This is a genomic window from Methylobacterium sp. P3_A11 (genome assembly GCF_056403155.1).
In genome coordinates, this window is record NZ_JBFUGA010000091.1 from 1 (window position 1) to 23935 (window position 23935).

Annotated in this window: 31 protein-coding genes; 22 read left to right on the forward strand and 9 right to left on the reverse strand. The window is 65.2% G+C overall.

Annotation, left to right across the window (positions count from 1 at the left end):
• Positions 1–183: hypothetical protein (locus tag AC1DXK_RS23325; protein ID WP_477299210.1), on the forward strand; the 183-nt coding region annotated here is incomplete at its 5' end.
• Between the two features lie 41 nt (positions 184–224).
• The gene (locus AC1DXK_RS23330; protein WP_477299211.1) at positions 225–764 is read left to right on the forward strand and encodes a hypothetical protein; all 540 of its coding nucleotides are present in this window, start codon (positions 225–227) and stop codon (positions 762–764) included.
• A gap of 42 nt (positions 765–806) precedes the next feature.
• Here the strand turns inward: AC1DXK_RS23330 and AC1DXK_RS23335 are convergent, their stop codons facing one another.
• Positions 807–1133 (reverse strand): HU family DNA-binding protein, encoded by a 327-nt coding sequence (locus AC1DXK_RS23335; protein ID WP_477299213.1) that lies wholly within the window; start codon positions 1131–1133, stop codon positions 807–809.
• 354 nt (positions 1134–1487) lie between these two features.
• Here AC1DXK_RS23335 and AC1DXK_RS23340 point away from each other — a divergent pair, with 354 nt between their 5' ends.
• The 6 genes from AC1DXK_RS23340 (at position 1488) to AC1DXK_RS23365 (ending at position 9429) form a co-directional block, all read left to right on the forward strand.
• Positions 1488–2249 (forward strand): hypothetical protein, encoded by a 762-nt coding sequence (locus tag AC1DXK_RS23340; protein ID WP_477299215.1) that lies wholly within the window; start codon positions 1488–1490, stop codon positions 2247–2249.
• A 523-nt stretch (positions 2250–2772) separates the two neighbouring features.
• Positions 2773–3465 carry a sigma-70 family RNA polymerase sigma factor gene (locus AC1DXK_RS23345; protein ID WP_477299268.1) on the forward strand — a complete coding sequence of 231 codons (693 nt, stop codon included), beginning with the start codon at positions 2773–2775 and terminating at the stop codon, positions 3463–3465.
• 552 nt (positions 3466–4017) lie between these two features.
• Positions 4018–5982, forward strand: coding sequence for an adenylate/guanylate cyclase domain-containing protein (locus AC1DXK_RS23350; protein WP_477299217.1), 1965 nt, complete (start codon positions 4018–4020; stop codon positions 5980–5982).
• A gap of 930 nt (positions 5983–6912) precedes the next feature.
• Positions 6913–7794, forward strand: coding sequence for a sulfite exporter TauE/SafE family protein (locus AC1DXK_RS23355; protein WP_477299219.1), 882 nt, complete (start codon positions 6913–6915; stop codon positions 7792–7794).
• Positions 7795–8153: 359 nt separating this feature from the next.
• Positions 8154–8810, forward strand: a complete 657-nt coding sequence (locus AC1DXK_RS23360; protein WP_477299221.1) for a helix-turn-helix transcriptional regulator — start codon at positions 8154–8156, stop codon at positions 8808–8810.
• A gap of 139 nt (positions 8811–8949) precedes the next feature.
• Positions 8950–9429 carry a hypothetical protein gene (locus AC1DXK_RS23365; protein WP_477299223.1) on the forward strand — a complete coding sequence of 160 codons (480 nt, stop codon included), beginning with the start codon at positions 8950–8952 and terminating at the stop codon, positions 9427–9429.
• 69 nt (positions 9430–9498) lie between these two features.
• Here AC1DXK_RS23365 and AC1DXK_RS23370 read toward each other — a convergent pair whose 3' ends face one another.
• Positions 9499–9924, reverse strand: coding sequence for a hypothetical protein (locus tag AC1DXK_RS23370; protein WP_477299225.1), 426 nt, complete (start codon positions 9922–9924; stop codon positions 9499–9501).
• A gap of 682 nt (positions 9925–10606) precedes the next feature.
• Between AC1DXK_RS23370 and AC1DXK_RS23375 the strand changes: the two genes are divergently transcribed.
• Together AC1DXK_RS23375 and AC1DXK_RS23380 are read left to right on the forward strand one after the other, a co-directional pair.
• The gene (locus AC1DXK_RS23375; protein ID WP_477299227.1) at positions 10607–10789 is read left to right on the forward strand and encodes a hypothetical protein; all 183 of its coding nucleotides are present in this window, start codon (positions 10607–10609) and stop codon (positions 10787–10789) included.
• A 101-nt stretch (positions 10790–10890) separates the two neighbouring features.
• Entirely contained in the window at positions 10891–11250 is a 360-nt protein-coding gene (locus AC1DXK_RS23380; RefSeq protein WP_477299229.1) for a hypothetical protein, read from the forward strand.
• 17 nt (positions 11251–11267) lie between these two features.
• Here AC1DXK_RS23380 and AC1DXK_RS23385 read toward each other — a convergent pair whose 3' ends face one another.
• The 3 genes from AC1DXK_RS23385 to AC1DXK_RS23395 all read right to left on the reverse strand — a co-directional run bounded on the left by AC1DXK_RS23385 (position 11268) and on the right by AC1DXK_RS23395 (position 13070).
• Positions 11268–11714 (reverse strand): hypothetical protein, encoded by a 447-nt coding sequence (locus AC1DXK_RS23385; RefSeq protein WP_477299231.1) that lies wholly within the window; start codon positions 11712–11714, stop codon positions 11268–11270.
• 211 nt (positions 11715–11925) lie between these two features.
• Positions 11926–12822, reverse strand: a complete 897-nt coding sequence (locus tag AC1DXK_RS23390; RefSeq protein ID WP_477299233.1) for a tyrosine-type recombinase/integrase — start codon at positions 12820–12822, stop codon at positions 11926–11928.
• Between the two features lie 5 nt (positions 12823–12827).
• Positions 12828–13070 (reverse strand): hypothetical protein, encoded by a 243-nt coding sequence (locus AC1DXK_RS23395; RefSeq protein ID WP_477299235.1) that lies wholly within the window; start codon positions 13068–13070, stop codon positions 12828–12830.
• Positions 13071–13232: 162 nt separating this feature from the next.
• Between AC1DXK_RS23395 and AC1DXK_RS23400 the strand changes: the two genes are divergently transcribed.
• The 6 genes from AC1DXK_RS23400 to AC1DXK_RS23425 all read left to right on the forward strand — a co-directional run bounded on the left by AC1DXK_RS23400 (position 13233) and on the right by AC1DXK_RS23425 (position 16478).
• Positions 13233–14003, forward strand: coding sequence for an AbiU2 domain-containing protein (locus AC1DXK_RS23400; RefSeq protein WP_477299237.1), 771 nt, complete (start codon positions 13233–13235; stop codon positions 14001–14003).
• Between the two features lie 153 nt (positions 14004–14156).
• Positions 14157–14813: a nucleotide-binding protein gene (locus tag AC1DXK_RS23405; RefSeq protein ID WP_477299239.1), complete on the forward strand. Its 657-nt coding sequence runs from the start codon at positions 14157–14159 to the stop codon at positions 14811–14813.
• Positions 14814–14882: 69 nt separating this feature from the next.
• Entirely contained in the window at positions 14883–15197 is a 315-nt protein-coding gene (locus tag AC1DXK_RS23410; protein WP_477299241.1) for a hypothetical protein, read from the forward strand.
• Positions 15198–15478: 281 nt separating this feature from the next.
• Positions 15479–15724, forward strand: a complete 246-nt coding sequence (locus AC1DXK_RS23415) for a hypothetical protein (protein ID WP_477299242.1) — start codon at positions 15479–15481, stop codon at positions 15722–15724.
• An 11-nt stretch (positions 15725–15735) separates the two neighbouring features.
• Positions 15736–16134: a hypothetical protein gene (locus tag AC1DXK_RS23420; protein ID WP_477299244.1), complete on the forward strand. Its 399-nt coding sequence runs from the start codon at positions 15736–15738 to the stop codon at positions 16132–16134.
• 5 nt (positions 16135–16139) lie between these two features.
• Positions 16140–16478 (forward strand): hypothetical protein, encoded by a 339-nt coding sequence (locus AC1DXK_RS23425; protein ID WP_477299246.1) that lies wholly within the window; start codon positions 16140–16142, stop codon positions 16476–16478.
• A 79-nt stretch (positions 16479–16557) separates the two neighbouring features.
• Here the strand turns inward: AC1DXK_RS23425 and AC1DXK_RS23430 are convergent, their stop codons facing one another.
• Complete coding sequence (locus AC1DXK_RS23430; protein ID WP_477299248.1) at positions 16558–16998, reverse strand: hypothetical protein; 441 nt, start codon at positions 16996–16998, stop codon at positions 16558–16560.
• Positions 16999–17053: 55 nt separating this feature from the next.
• Between AC1DXK_RS23430 and AC1DXK_RS23435 the strand changes: the two genes are divergently transcribed.
• Positions 17054–17383, forward strand: coding sequence for a helix-turn-helix domain-containing protein (locus AC1DXK_RS23435; protein ID WP_477299250.1), 330 nt, complete (start codon positions 17054–17056; stop codon positions 17381–17383).
• A gap of 6 nt (positions 17384–17389) precedes the next feature.
• Here the strand turns inward: AC1DXK_RS23435 and AC1DXK_RS23440 are convergent, their stop codons facing one another.
• Positions 17390–17554, reverse strand: coding sequence for a hypothetical protein (locus AC1DXK_RS23440; RefSeq protein ID WP_477299252.1), 165 nt, complete (start codon positions 17552–17554; stop codon positions 17390–17392).
• A 44-nt stretch (positions 17555–17598) separates the two neighbouring features.
• On the reverse strand, positions 17599–17985 hold the full coding sequence (locus tag AC1DXK_RS23445) for a hypothetical protein (RefSeq protein ID WP_477299254.1): 387 nt from the start codon (positions 17983–17985) through the stop codon (positions 17599–17601).
• Positions 17986–18162: 177 nt separating this feature from the next.
• Here AC1DXK_RS23445 and AC1DXK_RS23450 point away from each other — a divergent pair, with 177 nt between their 5' ends.
• Positions 18163–18591 (forward strand): hypothetical protein, encoded by a 429-nt coding sequence (locus AC1DXK_RS23450; protein WP_477299256.1) that lies wholly within the window; start codon positions 18163–18165, stop codon positions 18589–18591.
• Positions 18592–18766: 175 nt separating this feature from the next.
• Here the strand turns inward: AC1DXK_RS23450 and AC1DXK_RS23455 are convergent, their stop codons facing one another.
• Positions 18767–20011: a hypothetical protein gene (locus tag AC1DXK_RS23455; protein ID WP_477299258.1), complete on the reverse strand. Its 1245-nt coding sequence runs from the start codon at positions 20009–20011 to the stop codon at positions 18767–18769.
• Between the two features lie 481 nt (positions 20012–20492).
• Between AC1DXK_RS23455 and AC1DXK_RS23460 the strand changes: the two genes are divergently transcribed.
• From AC1DXK_RS23460 to AC1DXK_RS23475, 4 genes are all read left to right on the forward strand, one after another.
• Complete coding sequence (locus tag AC1DXK_RS23460; protein WP_477299260.1) at positions 20493–20783, forward strand: hypothetical protein; 291 nt, start codon at positions 20493–20495, stop codon at positions 20781–20783.
• 143 nt (positions 20784–20926) lie between these two features.
• Positions 20927–21205, forward strand: coding sequence for a hypothetical protein (locus tag AC1DXK_RS23465; RefSeq protein ID WP_477299262.1), 279 nt, complete (start codon positions 20927–20929; stop codon positions 21203–21205).
• A gap of 59 nt (positions 21206–21264) precedes the next feature.
• The gene (locus AC1DXK_RS23470; RefSeq protein ID WP_477299264.1) at positions 21265–23304 is read left to right on the forward strand and encodes a hypothetical protein; all 2040 of its coding nucleotides are present in this window, start codon (positions 21265–21267) and stop codon (positions 23302–23304) included.
• Positions 23305–23386: 82 nt separating this feature from the next.
• A complete protein-coding gene (locus AC1DXK_RS23475; RefSeq protein ID WP_477299266.1) occupies positions 23387–23818 on the forward strand; it encodes a hypothetical protein in 432 nt (143 codons plus the stop codon).
• Positions 23819–23935 lie beyond the last annotated feature (117 nt).

Here is a 23935-nt window from a genome sequence, read left to right on the forward strand (position 1 = left end):
GACTTGAAGGTCTTGCTGATCATCACGCTCTCCAATGTATCGCTGAGCGGTTCATCCGCTCCGATGTTGGAAGGCATAGTGACTTGCCCAAATGCTTCTGTGATCGGCCTCACACACGCAAATAAAAGCAGAAGCTTAGCAGTAATCTGCCGTATTCAAGCGGTTGACGTTGTAGGTACTTAGGAGGAGGCTCGGCCTCGGGGGCGGCTACGGAGTTAGCCACCATGAGCAACTTCGATCACATCCTGAACTGGAAGCTTCTCGCGGGTTCTCACACCTTCCCCGGCATAGACGGCGGTACCTGCATCAACGAAGCGGCGATTGTGGCGTGCGGTTTTCCGTACCAGTCCGTTCTTTCAGCGAGTTCCATGCCCGACTGCTTCTCACGCCCGATCTGTGGGCTCGCCATGCGGTTGAACGACAATGCGACAGACACGCAGCGCCAGCGGTTGCTGCCGTTCGTGACCCGGTTGGCCTGTGCGGACACGCTAGAAGTCGAGCGTGAACGAGGCCGGTACATCGACGCCCATATCTATCGAGGCAGGTTTTTCGCACTCGAATTCCAGTTCGATGACGAGTTGCGTGTCCTGGAAGGTGCGCTCGCTATCGGGCGGCCGGCGGATCCACTCGGCATGGACGCGGCGGCAAGCCGGCTGGATGCGGCGCGGGCACCCGGTACCCCGGTAAAGAAGCGAGCGGGCTTCTTGTCCACGAAGGTGAAGTCGTGGCTGAGCCTGCAGAAGACACCCGAGGATGTTGGGTGACGCCCAGCTGCGGGGCAGTGCCGCGCAGGCGCAGGCGCAAGGTCAGGACACCCGCAGGATCCGATCTGCTTCCTGCTCCGGGTCGGCCCGATCAAGGTTGAGCCGCGCCTGCATTCCCTTGCCAGGCTTGAAGCAGACGTGCGCCCTTGCCGGGACCGTCACCCGCTTGCCGGTTCGGGGGTTTCGGCTGACGCGGGGCTCACGGTCACGGACGCTGAACGATCCGAAGTCGCGCAGCTCGACCCGGTCTCCCTGGACCAGCGCCTTCGAGATGACGCCGAGGACCGTGCGCACGACGGCCTCGCACTCCTGAGCCGTGAGGTGCGGGTTCTGCTGCGAGATCCGGGCGATCAGCTCTGACTTGATCATGGGCGCAGGGTGACGAACCCCTCGCCGGACGCGCAAGTGCGAGGCCGCACCGTCCCCCGCAACGTTGACTTAACCGTGCCGCCCGGCCGACATGGACCGTTCCGGCCCGGCTGCCTCTGGCGAGTCGTGAGCCGGCCATTCAGGAGATCAGAGCCGCGAGAAAGAGACCCTGAAAAGCCAACAGGCCCCCGTCGCCAAACGGGAGCCTGCTGAAAACCTGGGGCCGTGTGAGGGCCGTACCGAATACCCCTCACAAGCCATACGCTCCCGCCGGGAGTCAAGCGAAAGCGCCAACTTTCGCACCGGGAAGGCTTTGCCTGGACCCTAGCCGCGGCCCGTGAGGGACCGGGACCGATGTTTCACGCCACCATGCGGTCGGCGATTGACGACGCGCGCACGCTTGCGCAGCTCGACGACCTGTCACGCACCATCTGGCAAGCCCACGCCGCCGAGACCGTGACGGACGTCGAGGCCCAAGGCCTGGCCGAGGCACTGCACACCCGCCGCAGCGCGATCCGCGAGGCCGTGGTGCCCGTCGGCATTCCGCTCGGCCGTGTGACGCTGTTCCCGCCGAAGCGCCTCCAGCGGGCTCCTGAGCGATCCGTAGTCATCGAGCGCCGCCGCCGGCTGGCCTGCTCAGGGCCGATGCCGCCAGCCATCGCCAGCAGGTTCACCACCGGGCAGCTCGCGGTCCTGCGGGTCGTCGGGGACGAGATGGCCCGGCACGGCGCCTGCGGCCTGTGTATCGATGCCATCGCGGCGCGGGCGGGCGTCTGCCGGCGGCTGGCGCAGGCCGCGATCCGGTTGGCCGAGGGCGACGGCCTACTGACCATCCAGGAGCGACGGCACCAGGGCCGAAAGAGCGACCCGAACGTGCTCAGGATCATCAGCCGGGAGTGGCTGCAATGGCTCCGGCGAGGAGGGCGATCTGCGGCCCCGGCGCTGTTGGGCAGCATAGGGTGCAAAACGATGCACCCCACGGGTAGAGGAGATCCACAGAGGCAAGTTGTGGACACGGAACCGAAGAAGGGCTGCCGAGGGGCAGCGGGCGACCTCGACCGATCAGACCGAACGAGAATTCTCGCGAGCGGTAGGACGGGCCGAGCTATGCGGTGAGGGTCTGCAGGCGGACGGTATGACGAACGAAACGGCGCGATCACCTGCGATGGACGGGCCGTCCTCCCGGGCGCACCAGCGGCGCGCCACAAGCCGCCATCATCACGCGCAGGCTCTCGACGCTCGCTTCCACCTCTGCAAGCGTCAGCAGCCCACTGCGCCGGTGTATCGAGCCAGAGGCCATGGCAGCCACAACGGCGAACCGGCCGTCCGGACAGTCCACGATCCTGTAGGTCACCGGCCTCGTCATCACCTCGCCTCTGCTGGCCGACAAATGTCACTCGCAATGCGCGGCCCGCTGCAAACGATCCGGCTTATGGCTGCGGTTAGACGTTCACTGGACAGTCAGGTCGCTGAGCGCACCAAGGCCGGAAAATGGCGGATGCGAGTAGCCGCTCAGTTACCCTACGCAGCGTGACGCCTCGCGTGTCGCCTGCCCTAACGGACCCGCAAGCTTGACCGCGCAGTTGTAACGCCGCACGGCAGAGCAAACCGCTCTGCGAAAGGCCATGAGTTGAAGAACATGCTCGTCGCAGAGGAGCTTGGTCCGGACCACCTGGAGGCAGTCACAGTCGCGCTGCCCGCCGCGGTGAGGGACCATCTCGGGCAGCAGCTGCAGGTCGCCTACGCCGCGCTTATCACGGCCACGCCACCGCAGCGCCTGCTCGACCTCATCGCGCAGCTCGACAGCTCAATAGCTGGCCCGGAAAGCACCAGTTCCGTAGCCTTCCGTCAGGGCCTGATCGAAGCGCTTCCTGGACTGCGGGCGTTCGCGATGTCGCTGATCCCTAACGCGACACGCGCCGACGACCTCGTGCAGGAGACGCTGCTGAAAGCCTGGGCCAAGCAGGAGCAGTTCGTGTCGGGCACGAACCTGAAGGCGTGGCTGTGCACCATTCTGCGCAACCAGTTCTACACCGAGATCCGCAAGCGCAGGCGGGAGGTGGAGGACGCAGACGATGCCATGGCGGCCCAAATGGTCGCTCCGGCCGCACAGGAGCACGGCTCGGACTTGCGGACGGTTTGGCAGCATATCGGCCGGTTGCCCGCGCTACAGAGGGAGGCGCTGCTGCTGGTGGGTGCGCAGGGTCTGACCTACGAGGCGGCGGCCGAAGTGATGGGCTGCGAAGTCGGCACGGCCAAGAGCCGGGTCAGCCGCGCCCGCGCGCTGCTGGCCGAGAAGCTCGGGTTGATGAGCGATCGGACCTTGGCTTAGCTCGGGTCAGACCACAGACCCTATCCAGACGCGGAAAGGCCCGCTCCCCGGGGCGAACGCGGGGAGCGGGCCAATGCGACATCGGTCACGAGGGCCGACTGCGGTCGCCTACCGAATGTGACTAAGCTTCCTGTGACGCGAGCTGCATCGCGTTGCCGCGCTTCAGCTTCACCCTCCTGAGCAGCGAGGCCTTGTCTTTGCGACACGCCCGTCATGGGCCGCCCACGGCAGCGGACCGCGTCCTCCATCGGCAACGAACCTCATAGGGTTCTAGCCCGATGTCCTCCAGACTGCGTTCGCAGTACGACCGAAGGTCGCGCTCGCCGCGCCACACCCGCCATAATACCCGCACAAACCTAATGTTGAGCCACATCAGTCCCCCATGTGTTAGGCTTTGTTAAGCCTGAACGCAGTGGGGTGCCCGGTCTGTGCTGGCCAGCACGGAGAGATGCTGGTGAGCGAGTTCCTGCGACGGCTCTCTGCGTTAGGAGGAGCCAAAGCAGTCTAAACGTGGGGGAAGGAGCGGCCAGCACGGCTCGCGCAAAGAAGGTTATGACCGCCGTACACACTGAGCGCCGTCTGGCCGCCATCCTGATCACCGACGTGGTCGGCTACAGCCGAATGGTCTCCAAGGACGAGGCTGGGACGCTGCGCCGGCTCAAGGCGATGCGCCGGACGGTGGTCGACCCGCGCATCGCTGCCGCAGGAGGCCGGATCGTCAAGTCGACGGGGGACGGCGTTCTCGTGGAATTCCCCAGCTCTGTCCGAGCCGTTGCCTGCGCGGTGGCCATCCAGCGTGCTGCGGCCTCGCGCAACGCCAATTTGCCCGAGCGTGAGGCCATGCACATGCGCATCGGCATCAACCTCGGCGACGTCGTGGCCGAGCCTGACGGTGACCTGTACGGCGACGGCGTGAACGTGGCTGCCCGCTTGGAGCCCTTGGCCGAGCCGGGCGGCCTGTGCATCTCGCGTTCGATCCACGACCAAGTGCGCGACAAGCTGCCGTTCCGGTTCGAGGATCGGGGCAAGCTCGAGCTGAAGAACATCGCCCGGCCGATTGGCGTGTTTGCCCTCTCAGCTTCCGCCATAGCAGCGAGCCCCGAGCTGCCTGACGAGAATGAGCCTGCTTACCGAAGTGAACCTGATAGTGGCGCCGTGCGCCAGCGGAGAGCGCTGCCGGCCGTCGCGGCAGGCGTCCTTGCCCTCTGTGTGGCGGGCGGCGGCCTCGCTTGGTGGACGTGGTCTGCAAAAGCGCCCACAGCTGATCACACGCTCGCGGTGCAGGCGGGTCTACCGGCAAAGCCCATGCCGCCGCTCTCGCTCGTGGTGCTGCCGTTTGCGAACCTGAGCAGCGACCCCGAGCAGGAGTTCTTCGCCGATGGGCTGACGGAGGATCTGACCACGGACGTCTCGCACCTCGCCGGTAGCTTCGTCATCGCCCGCAACACGGCTTTCACCTACAAGGGCAAGTCGGTAGACGTGAAGCAACTCGGGCGCGACCTGGGCGTGCGCTACGCGCTGGAGGGCAGCGTCCGGCGTTCAGGCGAAAAGGTGGTGCTGAACGCGCAGCTGATCTCGACGGAGACAGGGGCGCACCTGTGGGCAGACCGCTTTGAGGGCGACCGCAGCCGGCTTGGCGAACTGCAAGCTGAGTTCGTTGCACGGCTAGCTCGCTCCCTCGATGTGCAGCTGACACAGGTCGAGAGCCTACGCTCGATGCGCGAGCATCCCGACAATCCCGACGCCGCCGACCTCGCCATGCGCGGCTGGGCTGAGATAAACAAACCACGAAGCCGGGAAACCCTTGGCGAAGCTATAACCTACTTCGAGGGGTCACTGCGCCTCGACCCGACAAACGGTTTCGCTAAGCTTGGCTTGGCACGCGCCCTGAGCTTGCGCGTCACCACGCGCTGGAGTTCTGATCCGGCAGTCGAGATTGCCCGAGCAGATCGGATTGTGACCGAGTATCTGGCCGAACATTCGAATGACGCGATGGCTTTCTACGTGAAAGGCGATATTTATAAGTACCGCAAACAATTTGATCAGGCGATCGGATTGTACATGAAAGCCATAGATCTAGATAACAACTTTGCTCAAGCTTATGCAGCTATTGCAAATGTAAAAATTCTGTCTGGCAAATCAGCAGAGGCTTTCGCATACGCTGACAAAGCCATTCGGCTTAGTCCGCGAGACCCGGTCGTGAAGATTTGGAAGTACTTCATTTGCCATGCGAACACACATCTTGCCCGCTGGGAAGATGCGATTACTACCTGCAACCAAGCCGTTGCAGAAGGAGCATTCTGGCAAACCTATGTGGATTTAGCGGCCGCCTATTCCTGGACGGGTCAGCAGGCTGAAGCCAAGGCCGCTGTTGCCGAACTGCTCAAACTCATGCCCGGCTACACCGTCGAGAAGTGGGCGAAGGCGGATTGGTCGGATGATCCGATCTTCCTCAAGGAGTACCAGCGCATCACTGACGGATTAAGGAAGGCGGGCCTGCCCGAGGGCGCAACATAACTCTGACGGGGCGTGTCGCAAACGTTCAAATCCCGAAAGAAATCTTATCCGAGCAGCGCGTCGCAATCCCTCTTCACGCCTCTGCCATAGAAATTTGGCCTTAACGCTGAAGTAGCCCCTGGCTTGGGGTGGAGAAAGGGTTATTAAGCCGGTGGCTGTCACGAATATCGTATGGCTGGCAGCCTTCACCATCGATTGGGTACAAGATAACATAAACGTGACCGTGGCATACAGTATAGTTGATCTACATACTTCAAGTGAGGGATGCGCCTGAGCTGCCTTGCGCCAAGCTTGCCGCTCATCCAGAACTGGAGTGCGTCGGATGCGCAAAGATGGTCCTCCCCTCGGGTTCGTCGCTATCGGCCTCGTGCTCTCAGCGGGTATGCTGTTGGCCCAGTACGAAGTCCTCGTTCGCCCGGACAACACAGTCGAATTAGCTGACGCGGAAAATCCCGTCATGACGCTTCAACTGGCTTCGCTAGAGGCTGCGCCACTGGGCGAAGCGGCTATGGCGGTCCCGACCCTCAAGGCAGAACCCGCACTTCTTGAGGTTGAGACTTCGCGCTAGCAGGCCCCGCGTAGCTTACCCGGCACTCCGGTAGCACTGCGGTTGGATGGTATCACGAACGAGTGATCATCTGCGTGGCGCACGAATGATCCTCCATCTGGGGGATGTCGCGTCCGGACTGCTCTGCTTCAATTCAAGACCCAGATTGTCCAGGCAGTCCAGAAGAGGCTGCCGCGATCTTCTTTTGATCAGGAGATGCGCAGTGCGGATCGCGACGCTGTTCATCACGACTCTCGTGCTGACTGTCCTATGCCATTTCGCGTGGTTTGCTCGGCCTATCGAAGAGGCCGAGCTGGCTCAGGCTGAGGCGAGCGAAGCCGCCCTCTTCACTCCAGTCGCTGCACATATCGAAACTGACTGAGGTGCCGCATTCCAATGATGTGACGCTCGCGACCGAGGCTCAGATCTCGCCGCTGCGCACTCTCGCGCGCGCTTGCCCTCGGGTGATCAGCAGAAGCTGGTACGAGACGCTGCTGGTGGGCCTTACCCTCCCTTGCCTCATCTTGGCCGGCCGCATGGGCGTCCCGAGTGCAACCGTGATGGTAGCCATCGCCGCCGCAGCGGCGCTCTCCAGCATCGGCGGCTTCGCCTTCTCGGCCCTGTGCGGCGCAGTGCTGTTCCACCTGACCATCGATCCGGTTCAGGTGGTCGAGATCATGATGCTTTGCAGCGTCGCCAATCAGGCCGCCATGGTCTGGAGCCTGCGCCGGGCCATCGAGTGGCGCAGCTTGGCCACCTTCCTCTTCGGCGGCGCTCTCGGCTTGCCCGCGGGAATTGGGCTGCTCCTACACGCCGACCACAGCGCCTACAAGCACGCGCTCGGCGCCTTCCTGCTGCTCTATGGCGTGTACATGCTCCTGCGCCGGCCCATCGTTGTGCGATGGCAGCACCCCGCGCTCGATATCGCGACAGGCGCCCTCGGGGGCGTCACAGGAGGCGCGGTTGGCTTCCCGGGCGCCTTCATCACCATTTGGTGCGCCATGAAGGGCTGGGACAAGGAGCGCCAGCGCGCGGTGTTTCAGCCGTTCATCCTGATCATGCAGGTTGCCGCGCTGCTGACGCTGAGCTTCGTGCACGGTCCGGCGGCTGGCCATGGGGTCAATCCCGTCGACCTGCTGTATGTGCCGGGCTCGTTGCTCGGCACGGCGGCGGGCTTGCTCTGTTACCGCACGCTGTCGGACAGGCACTTCGCGCGAGCGATCAACCTGCTCTTGATCATCTCAGGCGTGAGCTACTTGGTGTAACCGTTGGCGTAGCAACAGACACGGTTGTGACTGGCCGCCCGCACGGTTACGCGCGCCAGCTTGGCGGTGCCTCCTGGGCCTGGATGGGCGGCGGCCTGACGGCCCTCGCGTCAATGATGGTCGCCGCGGGTACTACGAGGAGCGCGGAGGTGGGTACCGAGAGATGTGCCGCGAGCTGCGCCGAGCCTGCCTCTACAATGAGGAGCTTGGTGACGGGGGCCGGGGCAACTGCCGACGCTACCGCGCCCGGTGCGGGTAAACACCTGATCCCGAGTGCGACTTAGGAACTGCGTGCGGAGGAGCACGCTCACGCTTCCGGCTAGTATCTACCCTCAGCGTGCGAACTGGGGGATACTTCAATGCTGGTTGGTACACCGCTCCTCGAAGTCTTCGACCGCATGGCCATTGGCGGGGTGCTCCTCTCAGCCACAGGGCAGGTGCTCGCCATCAACGAGAGCGCTCAACACACCCTGCAGGACCACTTCAACATCTCAGATCCAGTCAAGCAGCTGCTGGACGAGACAAGGCGAGAGTTCGTCGGGTACCTGCTCCGGCGCTGTAGCGGCCGTGTTCAACGCAACTGCGGTGACTGGATCGTTATTGACCGCCAGAACAAGCGGCCGCTTATCTTGAACGTTGCCGTCCTACCGGTGCTAAGTGATGATGGACCGCATACCGTGCTGATGCTGCTCGATCCCGAGATAGTGCCGGAGGGCAACAGCTTCGCCTTGCAGCAGATCTTCCGGCTGAGCCCGGCCGAGGCGCGGCTGGCGATGTCGCTCGCGGGTGGAGCAACCGTCACTGAGGCGGCGGGGACCCACGGTGTGGGCGTGGCGACTGCCCGCGCGCAGCTGAAGGCAATTTTTCAGAAGACTGGTGTGCGCCGGCAAGTCGAACTGGTGATGCTGATCTCACGCCTCTGTGCGCTGCCCAGCGCGCCTGCAGCGCCGATCATGAGAGCAATGAGTCCTTGCTGCACCCCGATACCGCATGCGCTCCACACAAATATCATGTAATTTACCGGTCTATGCCACTGCGCATTTTTTCCATTGACGGTCCAGATAAGCCGTGACTGATCGACAGGTGCCAAAACGTGGTTGGTTAAATTGATTACGGCTTTAAATAAAACTCATTATATTGATGGGAGGATGAAGTATGTCGAGCTTGAAATGGGCTTTTATCCTGACGGCTGGTGCTTCTTCTTGCGCTGCAGCCGGAGAATTTCCGAAAGAAGGTACGGCATCGTACACGACTAACTATGTTAATGTTTCTGCTATGCCGATGAAGATGGGTGAGCGGACGGCCTCGGTCTATGAGAGCGCCGGTATTACGCGCAATGATGCGGGAGAGGCTCCCTTCAACGACATGGGTACGCGCTGCATCGGTATGCGCGAGGCCAACGGAAATGACGTAGTCAATCGCGGCAACTGCATCGACACCGACAAGGACGGCGATCAGGTGTTCTCGACCTACGAAGCGAACGCCAAGAGCGGTCGCCATGTGTTCGTCGGCGGTACGGGAAAATATCAAGGCATCACAGGGTCGGCTGACTATACCTTCCAGGCCGTGAAGGTACCTGAGGGCGCGCGGCCGATGACAATCGTACCCCACAAGGCGACCTGGAAGCTGCCCTGACGGTTAGCGCCACTCAAGGTAACGGCGGGCGGTGTAGATGCGGTCTCTTCTCCGCCCGCGCAGAATGGCTCAGGCGTAAGGGCCGCCGAACAGATCGCCCAGCGCCTTGCGTTGGAACAGCGTGCGCCAGCGCCGCCTCTGATGCTCCGGCCGGTCATGGATCATGTGGCATCGCTGGCAAAAGGCCGCGAGGTTGCCATCCGCGTTGTTCGAAGTGTCGTGGTCCCGATGGGCTGCTGCTAAAACTACGCGAGTTCGGCGGACGCGGCCGAGGATATCAGCCTCTGCCGCGATCCGGATCCGGCGACCCCAACCATCTCGCCATCGGCCGGCATCTGCGTCCCACCAGCTGCCGTCGCCGAGGTGGTAGACCATCCGCCCGTGTGGCCGGCCGCAGCCCTCGCAGCAGCCTTTCGCCCGGCCGAACCGGATCACGGCCGAGAGCTGCGCCCAGTCGATGGGGTAGAAGAAGCGGTGCTCGGGCCGGATCGGCATGATGGCACTACTCTGCCACCGGCCAAGGCGAAAGCGTAGCGGTCGGATAGCTCGTTCGCCTACGGGTTCAAGCAAAAGCCGTCAGGCGCCCGGCAATGGTTTGCTAACCGGCCCGTCGCACCGTCGAGGTATGTCGAAGCGAACAGTCCGAACCCTGAGAGGCGCCCTCTGGATCGCTGCCCTCGCTCTATGTTGCTACTCGGCCGCGATGCTGGTGGAAGCCAATCGTCCTGCCAAGCGAGCGATAGCTCACCTTCCCTCAGCAGATCCTACGACAACGGGTGCCATCGATCACGCCCCGATGCGGTGGTGTGGCGCCGCCCCATGGTGCCGCTAGTCGCAGAAGAATTACAGGCTCAAGGCCAAGCTCTGAGGGGACAGAGCCATCACCGACACCATGAATGGGCAGTCCATCGCCAGTAGGTCCGCTTCACACGATGCGGGCGCTAAGGCTTCTGCGCGACGACCATGCGCACCTGACATCACGCGGCGGACAGCGAGGCCGAGTGTTTCCTCGTATGTAGCTCCATCGGCCTCGCCCGCAGGCATGTCAGCACAGAGCTTGGCGAATTCGGCGCGAAGATCGAGGTCAGACATAGGCTCACCCCTCTGCGAATGTGAGCACCAGGGGACCGCGGTGTGGTTAACAAGTGGTTAAGTGTCGGCCAGGGTACAGGGGCATATGGAACTGTCCGACCTTGAGTTCTGGGCCTTCCTCGCGGCGGCAATCCCATGCCTGCTCTTGCCGGTCATCATCGTCTCGTGGAAGGGCCGGCCCGTCGTCCCGGTCGCCCTGCTCAGCCTCGCATTCTGGCCAGGTGCGCTGATCCTGGCGCTGCAGCTGCGACGACGGCAGGATCAGTGACTTCGATCGTGGCGAGGGCCTGAACAAGACCAAGTGTGGCCCATCCGCGCTCGCCTCCTCGGCACGGACCAGCGTAGCCCATCCTGAACGAGAGGCTGGTCATGAACCGACACATCACCGCGGTCCTGCTCATCGCAGCTGGGCTGGGCGCCTGCCAGACAGGCACCGCAGGGCCGCAGCAGGCTACATCAGGGCTACGAGGCGCCACGGCTCTCCAAGAGGATGTCGCTCGCCTCAGGGCCGAGCGCGACGCACATCGCATCAGCTATACAGAATGGGCTGACCGTACCCAGGCAGCCGCGAGAGCCAGCGTGCCGTTGAGTGCGCAGGAAGAGGAAGCGCTGGAGTACCGCAAGCAGCTCGCGCGTCGCGTGGACGCTGGAGAAATGACGCCGGCCCAGTTTGATCGCGAGAATGAGCGCGCTCTGCAGCGACTGAAAGCCCAGCGCGGCAGAGCCTGACCAACTATATCTTCAGGTCAGGCGGCAGCTTCGGTGAACTTGGTACGGTTGCGTAGCATCAGATCCACGCCGGCCGTGCCAACGCGCTCAATCAGCGCGTCTAAGATCGCCTCAGGATCATCCGGCAGAACAACAGTTGCTTGGGACGGTTCAGGCGTGAGGCTCGCGCTCCGCCGCTTTCCGGGGTGGGCAGCGACCTCAGGAGCGGCGGTAATCCGCTCTTGGGTTATCGCGCAATCCGGCTGGGCAGAGGGTACAGACCGAGTTTTGCGCCGGATCTTGCGTCCCGATGGTGCAAAGGCACCCCGGACGACGAAGAGGGTGGCAATAGCCAAGCCGTTGATGAACAGAGCCCATCCGTAATTATCGATGGATTGCCCGTTGATCGGGTGTCCAACATAGCCGAGGCCAATCGCGGCACCAAGCGCGGCCAAAGCACCGAAAACTAGCACAAATACAAACATGTTTATGGTGCAGTACCCGGTTGAGGCGCAGTCTGGCCGACCTCAATGGCGTCCCGCCACTTTCAGTTCCAAAAGAGGGTGCCAGCGAAACGTCAACACAGAAGCGTCCGTTCAGCTCTGCGGCCAGACGCCATACGGGACGAAGGGTTTGATGTGGTCTCTCGTCATGCTGCGCCTCCGATCCAGGCCGACCGACACTGACAGCGCCGCCCTACACCCCGAGGAACTTCGCGCTGCTCTCGGACGGGCGCGCATGGAGATACCGGCCTGTCGTCGCTACCGAGGCGTGCCCGAGCGTAGCCTGCACCAGATGGATCGGCGCCCCACGGTCGAGGCTGTGCGAGGCGTGGGCGTGCCGCAGCCAGTGCGCCGAGACTCCAGGCGGCAGCCCAGCGCGTGCCGCAGCAGCCTTCACCACCCGATGGACCGCGCTCGGGTCGAGCGCCCCACCCTTCCGCGACCGGAACACGGGCTCATCGGCCGACCAAGTCGCCAGCTTGGCGACTTGATCTTGCCGCAGCGCTGTCAGCACCTTCCAGGTCGAGGCCGAGAGTAGCACTGCCCGCGTCTTCCCACCCTTGCCGAACACCGTCGCCTGGCCGGCCTCGTCCCGGGCCATCAGATCGCGCCAGCACAAACCGCAGACCTCCGAGATGCGCAGCCCGCCGCCGTACAGCACCGTCAGCAGCACCCGGTTTCGCAAGACCGGCTCCTGTCGGATCATCAGCAGCGCGTCGGCTTCGGCCATGATGCGCTCGGCCAGCGTGTTCTTGGTCGGCGGCACCTTCACGGCCGCGCCGATGTTGAACCGCAGGAACCCGACCTCCTGGGCGAAGGCGAACAGACTCTTGAGCGCCGCTGCAGTGAGCGCCTTCGTCGCCGAGGATCCCGACCGGGCCGCGATGTAGTCCTGCAGGTCACCCATCCGCACCGCGCCGAGCGGCTTGCCGACGTGCGCCATGAACTGGCGGACTTCGCGCTCGTAGTTCCGGCGCGTATTTGGACTTGAGGATCGGGCCAACCACAGCCGCACCATCTGCGCGTCGTCGTCGGCTTGCGCCGGCGGCTGCGATGTGTCCGGCTCGATGATCGCGGGGAGCGTGGACACCGCGCTCAATCCCAATCCTGGCTGTCGAGGGAGCAAGCGCCGCCCATGCGCGTGGCGATGGCCGACATCACGCCATCCAGCGTGGCGTGAGAGGTCGGAACACCATCAAGGCTGCAACCGAGCTTGGCGACAATCTTGTACGCCTCAGGGTTCGCCGATTGGGTGACCTTCCCGAGATCGCGGCCCAGTCGGTCCCGCAGCTCCCATTCCGACGGCGCCTCTGCGACGGGCCTCAAAACGACGTCCATGGCGCACCTCGTGCCGAACGCAAGATAAAGCCACTTGTCTTGCGTTCGGGAGGATGCAGGATTTGCGGGGCTCCGGCAAGCCGGTGAACCGGGATGCCTGCAACCCTGCACATCATAACTGGGGCTCGTTGCTCGGCGAGGCGCCGGCCGGTAATCGGCGTCATGGCGCGCTGGCCCGACCATCTCTCCGACCTCGACCGCATCAAGATTGCGCGGACGCGGACCGACAAACTGATCGACCACATCATCGAGATCTTCGCCATGCACGAGGCGAACGTCATCGTGGTGTACTCGCCGCGGATCGCGAGCCAGATCCCGCCATCCCGCGCCGCCGTCGCCTTTCGGCGGATGCAGACGAGCCAACTGCTGTTCGAGCTGATCAGGCTGTGTGCCCTCTGGGATAGCCCCAGGGAAGATCGGGAGAGCATCCCGACCATCTTGGAGCTGTTGAACAAGCCCAAAATTGTGGAATGTGTCGTTGCCGAGAAGCACGCCCGCTTTGCCAACGAGGTGTTCCCACCCGATCCGAACCCGGAGCAGGACCCCGAGATCGAAAAGGCCAAACAGGCTTGGTGGCTGGATTACCGTGCCCGGAGGGCGGACGAGGAAGCGCAAATCACACGACGGCAGCTGCAGGAGGCTATCGACCGATCCGCCCAGGTCCGCAGCGGCTCCTACCTGAGTGCCATGCGCGGCTTTCGGGATGCGCACATCGCTCACAACCTGGATGCCCCCAAGCTTATTGAGGCAGCCAAGGGGCTACGCCACGGCGACGAGAGGCGGCTGCTGCGAGAAACGGTGAAGATCGCGGACCGCCTGCATCGCGCCCTGCACGACACCTCATTCATGTGGCTCAATTCTCGGCGGATAGCCCGTCGAGAGGCCAGGGCGCTCTGGACAGGTTGCACCTTCGATATCAACCCGCGAGCCTGAAACGGCTGTTGCGCGGCAAGCCGGGTTACCTGCAACCCTGCAAAGCGGCATGCCACTGTCCCGCTTTGCCTCTTCCCCGCTTCGCCGCAAAGCCTTAACCGCGGGATGAAAGAATGCCGGTGTTTCGGGTTGCCGGGGATCAGGGAAGCCGCGATGCATGTGATCCTGGTGGCGACCCAGAAGGGCGGCAGCGGCAAGAGCACCCTGTGCGCCCACTTCGGCGCGCTGGCCGAGCGGGAAGGCCGGACGCTTCTGGTCGACGCGGACCCGCAGGGCTCCCTGTCGTTCTGGTACAAGCGCCGCGAGGCAGAGACGCCTCTGCTCGCCAAGGCCGACGGCAACAGCATCGCCGGCATCCTCGACGCGGCCCAGACCGACGGCATCGAGTGGGCGGTGATCGACAGCCCGCCCCACAACGCCGCGCTGACCGCCTCCTTGATGTCCCGCGCGACCGTGACGGTGATCCCGGTACGGCCCGGCCCGTTCGACCTCGATGCGGTGGCCGCGACACTGGCGATGGCCCGCAGCCTGAAGGCGCCGATCGCCTGCGTGATCAATGCCGCGCCGCCGCCGACGCGCGAGAACGAGACCAGCATCGTCGCCGAGGCGCGGGCGGTGCTGTCGGACATGGGCGCACCTGTGCTGCCGGGTCAGGTGTCGCAGCGGGCCAGCCTCTCGCACGCGCTGATCTCCGGCCAGTCCGTCAACGAGTACGACCCCGACGGCCGGGCGGCCGGCGAGATCGCCATCATGTGGTCGGCGGTGGCGGAATTGGCCCGCACCTTCCCACGCAAGCCGGCAAGCCGCTGACGCGGTAGAGCGGCACTGCGCAATCCCTTCAAGCCTGCAAACCTGCATCCCGTGAACGAGGAGTCCCTGATGGCAGCCCCGAAGCGCCCCGCCCTCTCCAGCATCGTCGAGCCGAAGAGCCGGCCGCCTGAGGCCGCCCCCGTCGCACAGGCTGATGCCCCTGCCGCCACCGAGACCTCGCAGGCCGAGCCGCCTCAGGCTGGTCCGGCGGACCTCAAGACGATGCAGGTCCGGGTCAACCGCGCCGGCTGGCTGGAGATGTCGCGCTTGGCTCAGGACCGCGACATTCCGCTGGAGACGCTGATGGTCGAGGCGTTCAACGACGTGCTGACGAAGCACCGCAAGCCGCCCGTCGTCGAGCGTCGCCAGCCGATCAAGCGGTAACGGGGCCGCCCGGCAATCCGCGGACCCGCTACGCCGGCTTGCAGGGATGCAGGCTTCCCGCATTGAGGATATCAGTTGCGACGCGGTCGGGATGAGCAAGGCCGGACGCGCCGTAACGGCACGCTATCAGTTGTCGAAGGCCGTCAGCTCGAATGGCCTGCGGGTGAAGCGGATTTCCGACAGCCCATTTTCGGGTGTGCGTTCTGATCGGCCGCCGCACACAAACGGTCGTCGCTCAACTACAAGTGGGGCCTAAGGCCTACGAAAGAGCGACCCAACCCGTGAAGACGACCATCGCCGTGATCCTGCTGCTTAACGCCAACATGCAGCCGATGGCGCCAGCCCAGATCTACCCATTCGCGATGACCCGGGCCGACTGCCTGGAGTTGGCGAAGCGGGCCAACAAGGGCGATGACCTTGCCGCGAAGGTCCGCACGACCAATCCCAGCGTGCACACAGCGGTGATGTCCTGCGCCACGCTGGGCGTGGGCGACGCGAACACCCTGCGCATGACCGTCGGGCAGTAGGGCAGGGTGCCATGGCCACGGACAAGTTCATCCCGGCGATCGAGGAGATCCGCGCCGCCCTGGAAATCGGTGAGAGCCCGGACCAGGTGCTCGCGGAGGTCGCCGACGATCACGGGCTCGCACTGCAGGCCCTGCGCAACCGGGCCGAGCGTGCCCTAGGAGATCTCGCCACCTACCAGCAGCGCCGGGCGGCAGTCGTCCCGGGCAACACCGAGGAGGAGCGGCAACTCTGGCTCAAGGCGCGGGAGATCCTGCTCGCTCGCGCCAAGGAAGCCGGCATGCGGACCACGGTCCAGGAGATCGACGCGCGCCTGCTGGCGGTCGGAGTCGACTGGGCGCTGCGCGAGCGGTTCGAGCCCACCCCTGCCACCTTCAAGACCGTGCCGCGCCCGGCCTGGATCAAGGAGTGAACGCCATGCGCAAGATCGCCGTCATCGCCGCTCTGCTGTTCGCCACCACGGCCGACGCACAGGCCCAGTATTACTCGCTCGGCCGCGGCAACCGGAGTTGCGCCATCTGGCTCTCCTCGCCCACGGAAGAGGCCATCGGCGGCAACTACATCCAGGGCATGTGGACCGGCCTCAACGCCTTCAATTCGAAGGGCATGACCATGACCGGGTCCAAGACCGACACCCCGGGCATTCTCGCCGAGGTGAAGAAGGTCTGCACCGACGCCCCATCTATGCCGCTGGTGGATGCAGTCCTCACGGCCTACGTCCGCGTCCAGCCGCGCGAGGACGCCGACGCACGGTAAACCGCAGGACAAGGTCTATTTCGGCACGCGCCGCCGCCGCGGATCGCGAAGGTTCGGATCAGGGCTCCGCGCCTCGGCATTAATCCGCTCCATGCTCGCGCAGCCAGCGGTCAAGGTCGTTCTCTTCAGCCTCACCGGGAGCCTGGGTCGGCAACCCGCCCAGGCGGTCCAGCGCAAAGTCGATTGCCTTGCGGTCCCATCGGCGGGTGCCTGGCAGCGAGGGCGGTAGCCGACCGATGCTGACCCAGTGTCGGAAGCCGCCCGACGTCAGCCCGCAGTAGGCCGCCGCATCCGCGATCGTCAGGCAGCGCGGCTCCAGCGCTACAGGCTCCTTCGGCTGTCGCGGGCGCCTCGGCATGCCCCCTTCCGCCGGCGGCAGGGACCGCTGGTGCGTTTCCAAAGCGGCGATCAGGCTATCGAGGATCGGCCGATAGCGCTCCCCGTAGCGCTCCACGATGTAGGTCATATGCACGACCTCATGCTTGATCTCAGCGACGGTCGGCTCTGGCATCGGCTGCATCGGCAGGCATCCTCTGCGAGTCCGCGCTCCATGGCGTGCGTTCTGAGAGGATCCTATGCCCGAACCCGATCTTCTTACAGCTGACGAGGCGGCCAAGCTGCTGCGGATCGGCCGACGGACCTTCGATGGGCACGTTGCCCGGGGCGACATCGCCTACATTGCGGTCGGTCTGGGTCTGCAGCGCGTTCGCAAGCGGTTCGACCCCGAGGACATCGCTCGGTTCCGGGAGCGGCAGAGGCGCGTGGAATGCCCGCCTAAGCCGACACGTAGTCACACGCGCTCCGTGGCGCCCCCTGTGCCCGAGGTTGTCGACTTCAAAGCCTTGCTGAAGGACCTACGCGCCGAGAGGCGAGCAGTTCAAGAGAACGGCGGCCGGAAGCGGTGAGCACCCTCAATGAGGAGGCCGGATCACCACGACCGCAGGCGGGCTGACGATCCACTTGGGCGCCGTCGTTTGGCGCGACGGATCCGGATGAGGGAGCGTGTCGCCCGCCGCGTACACGAGGTCGGGGCCGAAGCGGACGAGCATGATCAGGACGACGAGGGCTGTGCGCATCCAGGGCAACGGTTGGCCCGGCGGAGCGCTCCCCTCGTCACGCATTAGTGCCCCTTCTTGGCGAACTCCCAGACCGGGATGCCCCAGACCTGACCCTGCTTGGTTCGGTAGGCCGAACCGCGCTCGAACACCACGCGGGTCGGCTCAATGGCCTGCGCCCGGTTGCCGGTGATCATCATCACCCCGCAGTAGTCGCCCCGGAGCGTCCCGTGCTGAGGGTGGACCGCGAACAGCTCGGGCGCCGTCCAGCCGAGCGCGTGAGCCTCGGCGCCCAAGCGGTCGCAGAAGTCGATCGCCGCTTCTCGCATCGGCGCCCAGCGGGCTGGGGTGAGATATCGGCAAGGCGAGGCGTGCGGAGACATGCCCTCAATAGCGCTTCGCCACAGGGCGGCTGCGTCGGGAAGCATGGTGGGAGCAAAATCGGAGGCCATCCCACCGGCTACGCCTACCGTAGCCGTTGCACCATGCGGCCAGAAGCGGAATTGCCCTGCGCCAGCCGGCCAGAACGCCCGGCAATGCCAGTCCGTCCAATCACCGCTCGGGGCGACCGGCACTCCCAATGTTCCGGAAAGGTTCTAGTTGCCTCACGGGCGACGCGGAGCTGCTGAATGACCGACCCAGCCCTGACGCTGGCACCGTGGCGTGAGGTGACGACGGACGATTACCACCCGCGGATCTACCCGGACTCCTTCGATGGCAGGGCCTACATCACCGCGGGCGAGACGATCCGGCAGATGCTCCAGGATCAGCTCGACGGGAAGTGCCGGCTCCGCCTCGTTCTGCGCGAGGCGGTCGACTTGGCCGGTCGGGATAAGCGCCGGCAGAACCCATACTGGCTGTGGTCCTACGATCTCGGCGTGAGCACGATCACCAGCGTGGCCGAGGTGGTGATCGAGATGCGGTCCGGCAGGCGGCACGTCGTCCGGATGGTCCGCAACGCCGAGCAGATGCGGGACCCCGGAGGCTGCTGGGCAGACGGGGTAACGGGCGGCATCTCACCCGGCCCGTGGCTCTTCCGGCCGATCTCGACTCGGTGAAGATGTCGAGGGGATAGGGGTAATCGGTCGCCTCCGACCGGAGGGAGGAGGCCGAGTGCTCCTACCGGGATATAGCCATCCCCCTTGGATACACCTTGGATACCCCGTTGATCTTCCTTGGAGGCCCCTTTGATCCTCCGTTGATGCCCCTTTGATGTTGCACGTTCTTGGCCGGTCAGGCGTCAGCCCCGATCCGGTTGTAGTCAGCGACCCACCGAGCCCAGTCCTCGGCGCTCGATATCCACTTCGCCGTGGCGGCGGTGTGCGCCCGGTGCGTCGTCCTCAGCAACCCAACCAAGACGGCGTTCTCCAAGTGCCGGGGCAGGGGAAGAATTGGCTCATATCCCTTGCTGTAGGCGTAGCGCTCCTGCCCATCCGTCATCAGCCGGAGAGCTGCAGCCTGCGCCGCCGCGGTGATCGCCCGCTCCTCCGGCACGCCGACCAAAATCGGGCACGGGTGGATCACCTCGCCCTCCTCGGTGTCAGCGTCGATCAGGTGCGGGACGAACTGAATGACGCCGAGGTCATGCAGCTTGGCGATTGCGAGCGACAGCGCCCGCATGCCTGTATCGGCCTCCTGAGCGCCATCCGGCCCCTCAACGTCCTCGTACTCGCCGGTCAGGTGCGGCTGGACGAACTGCGCGGCCCCCCAGAACACCCGCTCGGTCTGCCGGAAGCCCCAGACATCGTGGATGCCGCGCTGGCCGATCTTGGCCTTCTCGTACTCCTGCCGGATCTGCCTCCAGTGCAGGCCGCCGTTCGAGGCAAGGCTCTGCCAGTAGTACAGGTCGACGAACAACCGGAGTGCCAGCTTGTCCTGCGTCTGCCGGATCTGATCCGCCGGCCCCGGCCTGCCGTCGACTCCGTCCACGATGCTGTTCGGCAGCCAGATCCACGCCGAGCGCGGGATATGGTCGATGTCAGGGTCCACGAAGAAGTTGCCGTCCTCCGTGCTGATCACCAGGCCGCGGGCTTCCAGCCCCTCTGCGATGAACGTCTCGTCGTCCGCGAGCGTGATCGGCCCCTTCGACGCTCGCACCTTCGCGAGGACGGCCTGCGCGGCATCGGACAGCTCGTTGCCCGGGGCATACAGCCTCTCGAACTCCGGCTCCGTCGGCAGGAAGTACTGCGGCTTGGTCCCCATGCGGGTCTGAAGGATCAGCTTGGCTTTCACCAAGCCGGCGAGGGCCTCCTTCGCGCGGCTTCGGGCGATGGCCGTGTACCGCTCGACCGAGTCGACCGACCACGAGGTGCGGCGGGTGCCGAAGTGAGAGCCGCGGGCCAGGACGAGGTAGGAGACCGCCTCGTTCATCGTGGCCTGCTGGCTGACGAGGTGCCACATGTCCCGGTGGACCGCGAAGAAGCCGCCATGCTCTGCCGTTCGGCCATCCGTCGCCGCCTTCGCCGCCTTGCCAGCCATCGTGCTCTGATCGGTCCCAAGCGCCCGAAAAGGGGGCTTTTAGGGGTCGCGGGAATGGGCGCGCTACCCTGAGGGCGCCCCTATTTCCGAATAAAAAAATCGGGTCCTTTTATGGGATGCCTCACGACGGGTCGGCAGGGTCAGCCCGCAGCCGCACGCCAGGGCGTCCGTGGTTCAGGAACTCGATACCAGCTGCCTCCAGCGCGGATTGGACAGCTCGCACGGTGTCGAGCCCGCTCGTGAGCCCGTTCGCACCCTTACCCTCCATCGCTCGGATTGTGTTGGCACTGACACCAGAGCGCTCCGCGAGCGTGACCTGATCCATCGCAACGAGGCTCCGAGCCGCGCGGAGCTGATTGCCGGTCGATAGCATCACATCCTCGGTTGTGTTTATACCCAGTGCCCTGTTGACTACACCAAGGCATGGGTATTATACCAAGTCCACAGGCGGCAGCAACCGCCGCAACGTGGACGGCAACTGATGTCCCACCGCACCATCTCCTGGAACCGGATCTCCCGCTCGCTGCACGACAGCCGCCCCGCCATCCCCGCTGGCATGCTCGGCGCCCGCGCCCTCATCCAGCTTGGCGCCCGCACCCGTCCCCTCGTCGTCGCTGGCCGCTACGACCGCGCCGCCATCATGGCCGCCGCCTGCAAAGCCGCTTCCGGCATTCAGGAGCGCTGCGGCGTCTCCCGCGCCGAGGCCATGTCCTCCGCCCTCAAGGCCACTTGGCAAGTTGCCAAGGCCGCCCATCGCGCCGCTGTGCACTGAAATCCTGCATCCCGCTTTCCCGCGATCCCTGCATCCCGCTTTCCCGCGATCCCTGCATCCCGCGTTGCAGGCCTGACCCGCCCCGCCACGGGGCGCCCCTTCACCGCCGAGCTGACCCACACGAGCCCTCTGGAGCCCGAACGATGAGACACGTCCGTATCCCGGATTTCAGCCAGGCTGCCCCGGTCCGCATCACAGACAGCACTAAGCCGGTCCGCGTCCCCGTCGACCGCCGCTACCGCAACCTGCCGGACGAGCAGCAGCCGGGCACTATCGAGCCCTGGCAGGCCGTCGCCCCCGTCCGCCCCGACACCGCACACAGCCGGTCCCTGCGCTTCCTCGACGTGGCCGGCGAGCTGCTGGCCGCGGTCGCAATCATCGGCGGCGGCATGGTCCTCACCGGCCTCGCCTCGCTCCTCTGACCCCCCGCTGCACCCGAGCGGGCCGGACGCCCGCGCCCCTCGACCGAGGACGCAACCCGATGTCCAACAAGGCTCGCGATCAGAAGCCGGCCCGCCCCAACGCCCTCCTCGAAGAGCGGCTGGAGTCGGTTAGGAACGGCAAGGGCAAGCTGCTCAAGCCGAAGAAGGCCAAGCCCGTCGCCGAGCCTGCACAGGTCTCGGCCGAGCCGGAGGCCGCGCCCGCTGCCGAGACGCTGCCGGCCGCCGCCCCGTCGCGCGGATACCATCCCGACGCCTACGGCCTGCGGATCGCAGATGGAAGCCTCGGTCTGCACGCCACGCCGGGCGCCATCGTCGTGGTCGAACCCACGGTCCCGGCCAAGGCGGGGATCGCTGTTTTCTACCTTAAGGGCCAGCCAATCCCTGCCATCTTCGATCTGCCGCGTACCTTCGATCCCAAGTCCGTGCGCCCCTACGCGCCCGGTTCCGAAGTCATGCCCATGGTCGAGGCGTTCGCACCTGAAACCGGCGCGCTCTGCCGCATCCGCGCGGACCAGATTGAGAAGGTCCACCGGATTATCGGCGTGCAGACCCCCGTCGACAGCTCGACGGCCTGGCGCCCATTCCCGAAGCGGCTGCCGGAGATGGCGCAGTGCCCCGAAGGCATGGGCGAACACGTCGTGAGCGACGCCAGCATGTACCCGCTCATCCGGCCGGGCGAGACCGTGGTCTACGACCCGAACCAGCGCGATCCCGAGCAGGTGGCTGCCTTCGTCCTCGAATGGTTGAGCGGTGCTCGCGCAGTGCTGGAGACCAACTTCCGGCAGTCGGGCAGCACGGGCGAGGCGTATTGGTGGGTCGATCCCGTGAACCGGCCGGTCGATGATGCCGCGTTTGAGCGCCGGATAGGCCGCGGGACGCTCAACACGATGCTGTTCACCAGCGATGGCCCGTACACCGAGGGGCACCTTCGCGAGCGGATCGTCGGTCGCGTCGTCGGGGTCCTGGCGCCGCGGGAGCGGCCGCGGGACGATGGCAGCGAACCGCCTATGCTCGCGCTTCCCGCCCCGGCCGCCGAACCGCGGGCTGTGCCCCTCGCCCAAGCCTGCGATCAGGCCGTGCGCGATTGGAACGCGATCCAGCCGACCAGCCGGGCCGAGGACTGGGGTGATGACCAACTCGACGAAGCGCTGGATGCCTACGATACCGTGCTCCAACGAGCGATCACCGAGCCCTCACACGACGTGGCGGACCTGCAGGCCAAGGCCCGCCTGCTGCTGCACGACCTGATCGAGCACACCATCGGGCATGATCCGGACGACGAGGCTACGCTGACCGTCGACGAGCAACTGACGCGCGTGGTTCTGCGCGAAGTCGGCACTCTTGGCGCCTTGTCCGGCGGCACCACTCTGGCCTCCCAGCCGGATCCCATCTTCGCGGCGATCCAGGCACACACCGTCGCGCGGGCGGCCTTCGCGGAGACCGTGAACCCGCAAGACACCGCATGGGTGCGTGAGCAGGGCGGCGATACTTCTGACGAAGCCATGGCACCCGCCCATGCCGCCTACGAAGCCGCGTCCGCGGCCAAGGCCCAGACTTGGGCCGCCCTGTTCGAGGTACCGCCCACGACGCTGCCCGGCGTGCTCGCCCTCTTGCGGCACTGCCAGGCATGGGCGCCCAGCAACGACGGCCAAGACGGCGCCCCGGCGATGGAGGACGTGTTCGGGTTCATCGCGGACGGACTGGCGGCGGCCACGGAAGAGGCCGAGGACGACGGCGCCCTGACGGTCGAGAGCGCCGCGACCTTGTCGTTCCAAGCCTACACCTTCGACACACCGCTTCGCTCACCCCAGCAGTGGGCCGATGAGTTCAGCACGCACGCGATCCCGATGCACATCGCGGACAAAACGCTGCGGATGACCAAGCCCGAGTTGATGGCCTTCATTCGTGACGCTGCCAAGCGCGGCGACGGGACGGACGAGGTCATGATGAAGGCGCTCAACGCCACATCATCGACCTTCGACGGCTGGGCCAAGCTGCTGCACCTCGCCGGCACCCGCTACCTCATCGCCGGGGCATCCGTGGCGATCGAGCCCGAGACGGAGAACGGAGGGGCTTAACCCCTCCCGCCACTTCGTAGCCGTGCGTACCGCCCCGGCCGGGTCCGCCGGGCTTTCCCCATCACACCCCGAGACCACCACCATGAGCAACGTGCTCACGTTCAAGCCGCGCCCGAAACCGGCCGCTGCGGAGATCCCGGAGCCGCTATCCGGCTCCGAGCTACGGACCCAGATCGAGGCCGGCGTACAGGCCGCCCTCGACCTCGCAGACCACTACATCGCCGTGCTGAACGGGATGGACGGTTGCCCTGACCTGGAGGACGGCGCCGACGTTGAGCCGTCCCTAGCTGCCCCCGAGAACGCCACCGGGTCGCAGGTGGTCTACATGCGCGGCGGGGATCGGGATTGCGAAGAGGCAGCGGATGAGCCCGTGCTACCCGAAATGGCGGTCGAGCTGTCGATCCCGTCGACCGAGGCGACCGTGATCCCGGTTTCGCTGCTGCGCTGGAGCGGGCGAGGCAACGTCATCGCCGCTGCCGGTACGGCGCTCATCAACCTGCTGGAGTGGGCATAGGAGCGCCTGTTCTGGCGCTCCAGACGTGGGCGCTCAGTCATTCGGAACGCAGCCACCCCAGTAATTGCTGTAGTGAGCGCCATAGCCGCAGGTGCTACCCACGTAGATGAGGCGACG

Coding starts and splice junctions, on each gene's coding strand:
- AC1DXK_RS23360 (WP_477299221.1), top strand. CDS start 8,154: ATGCTGGTTGGTACACCGCTCCTCGAAGTCTTCGACCGCATGGCCATT.
- AC1DXK_RS23375 (WP_477299227.1), top strand. CDS start 10,607: ATGGAACTGTCCGACCTTGAGTTCTGGGCCTTCCTCGCGGCGGCAATC.
- AC1DXK_RS23465 (WP_477299262.1), top strand. CDS start 20,927: ATGAGACACGTCCGTATCCCGGATTTCAGCCAGGCTGCCCCGGTCCGC.
- AC1DXK_RS23420 (WP_477299244.1), top strand. CDS start 15,736: ATGGCCACGGACAAGTTCATCCCGGCGATCGAGGAGATCCGCGCCGCC.
- AC1DXK_RS23440 (WP_477299252.1), bottom strand. CDS start 17,554: ATGCGCACAGCCCTCGTCGTCCTGATCATGCTCGTCCGCTTCGGCCCC.
- AC1DXK_RS23425 (WP_477299246.1), top strand. CDS start 16,140: ATGCGCAAGATCGCCGTCATCGCCGCTCTGCTGTTCGCCACCACGGCC.
- AC1DXK_RS23380 (WP_477299229.1), top strand. CDS start 10,891: ATGAACCGACACATCACCGCGGTCCTGCTCATCGCAGCTGGGCTGGGC.
- AC1DXK_RS23340 (WP_477299215.1), top strand. CDS start 1,488: ATGTTTCACGCCACCATGCGGTCGGCGATTGACGACGCGCGCACGCTT.
- AC1DXK_RS23385 (WP_477299231.1), bottom strand. CDS start 11,714: ATGTTTGTATTTGTGCTAGTTTTCGGTGCTTTGGCCGCGCTTGGTGCC.
- AC1DXK_RS23400 (WP_477299237.1), top strand. CDS start 13,233: ATGGCGCGCTGGCCCGACCATCTCTCCGACCTCGACCGCATCAAGATT.
- AC1DXK_RS23470 (WP_477299264.1), top strand. CDS start 21,265: ATGTCCAACAAGGCTCGCGATCAGAAGCCGGCCCGCCCCAACGCCCTC.
- AC1DXK_RS23405 (WP_477299239.1), top strand. CDS start 14,157: ATGCATGTGATCCTGGTGGCGACCCAGAAGGGCGGCAGCGGCAAGAGC.
- AC1DXK_RS23410 (WP_477299241.1), top strand. CDS start 14,883: ATGGCAGCCCCGAAGCGCCCCGCCCTCTCCAGCATCGTCGAGCCGAAG.
- AC1DXK_RS23345 (WP_477299268.1), top strand. CDS start 2,773: ATGCTCGTCGCAGAGGAGCTTGGTCCGGACCACCTGGAGGCAGTCACA.
- AC1DXK_RS23455 (WP_477299258.1), bottom strand. CDS start 20,011: ATGGCTGGCAAGGCGGCGAAGGCGGCGACGGATGGCCGAACGGCAGAG.
- AC1DXK_RS23450 (WP_477299256.1), top strand. CDS start 18,163: ATGACCGACCCAGCCCTGACGCTGGCACCGTGGCGTGAGGTGACGACG.
- AC1DXK_RS23370 (WP_477299225.1), bottom strand. CDS start 9,924: ATGCCGATCCGGCCCGAGCACCGCTTCTTCTACCCCATCGACTGGGCG.
- AC1DXK_RS23475 (WP_477299266.1), top strand. CDS start 23,387: ATGAGCAACGTGCTCACGTTCAAGCCGCGCCCGAAACCGGCCGCTGCG.
- AC1DXK_RS23430 (WP_477299248.1), bottom strand. CDS start 16,998: ATGCAGCCGATGCCAGAGCCGACCGTCGCTGAGATCAAGCATGAGGTC.
- AC1DXK_RS23330 (WP_477299211.1), top strand. CDS start 225: ATGAGCAACTTCGATCACATCCTGAACTGGAAGCTTCTCGCGGGTTCT.
- AC1DXK_RS23395 (WP_477299235.1), bottom strand. CDS start 13,070: ATGGACGTCGTTTTGAGGCCCGTCGCAGAGGCGCCGTCGGAATGGGAG.
- AC1DXK_RS23435 (WP_477299250.1), top strand. CDS start 17,054: ATGCCCGAACCCGATCTTCTTACAGCTGACGAGGCGGCCAAGCTGCTG.
- AC1DXK_RS23335 (WP_477299213.1), bottom strand. CDS start 1,133: ATGATCAAGTCAGAGCTGATCGCCCGGATCTCGCAGCAGAACCCGCAC.
- AC1DXK_RS23350 (WP_477299217.1), top strand. CDS start 4,018: ATGACCGCCGTACACACTGAGCGCCGTCTGGCCGCCATCCTGATCACC.
- AC1DXK_RS23460 (WP_477299260.1), top strand. CDS start 20,493: ATGTCCCACCGCACCATCTCCTGGAACCGGATCTCCCGCTCGCTGCAC.
- AC1DXK_RS23365 (WP_477299223.1), top strand. CDS start 8,950: ATGTCGAGCTTGAAATGGGCTTTTATCCTGACGGCTGGTGCTTCTTCT.
- AC1DXK_RS23445 (WP_477299254.1), bottom strand. CDS start 17,985: ATGGCCTCCGATTTTGCTCCCACCATGCTTCCCGACGCAGCCGCCCTG.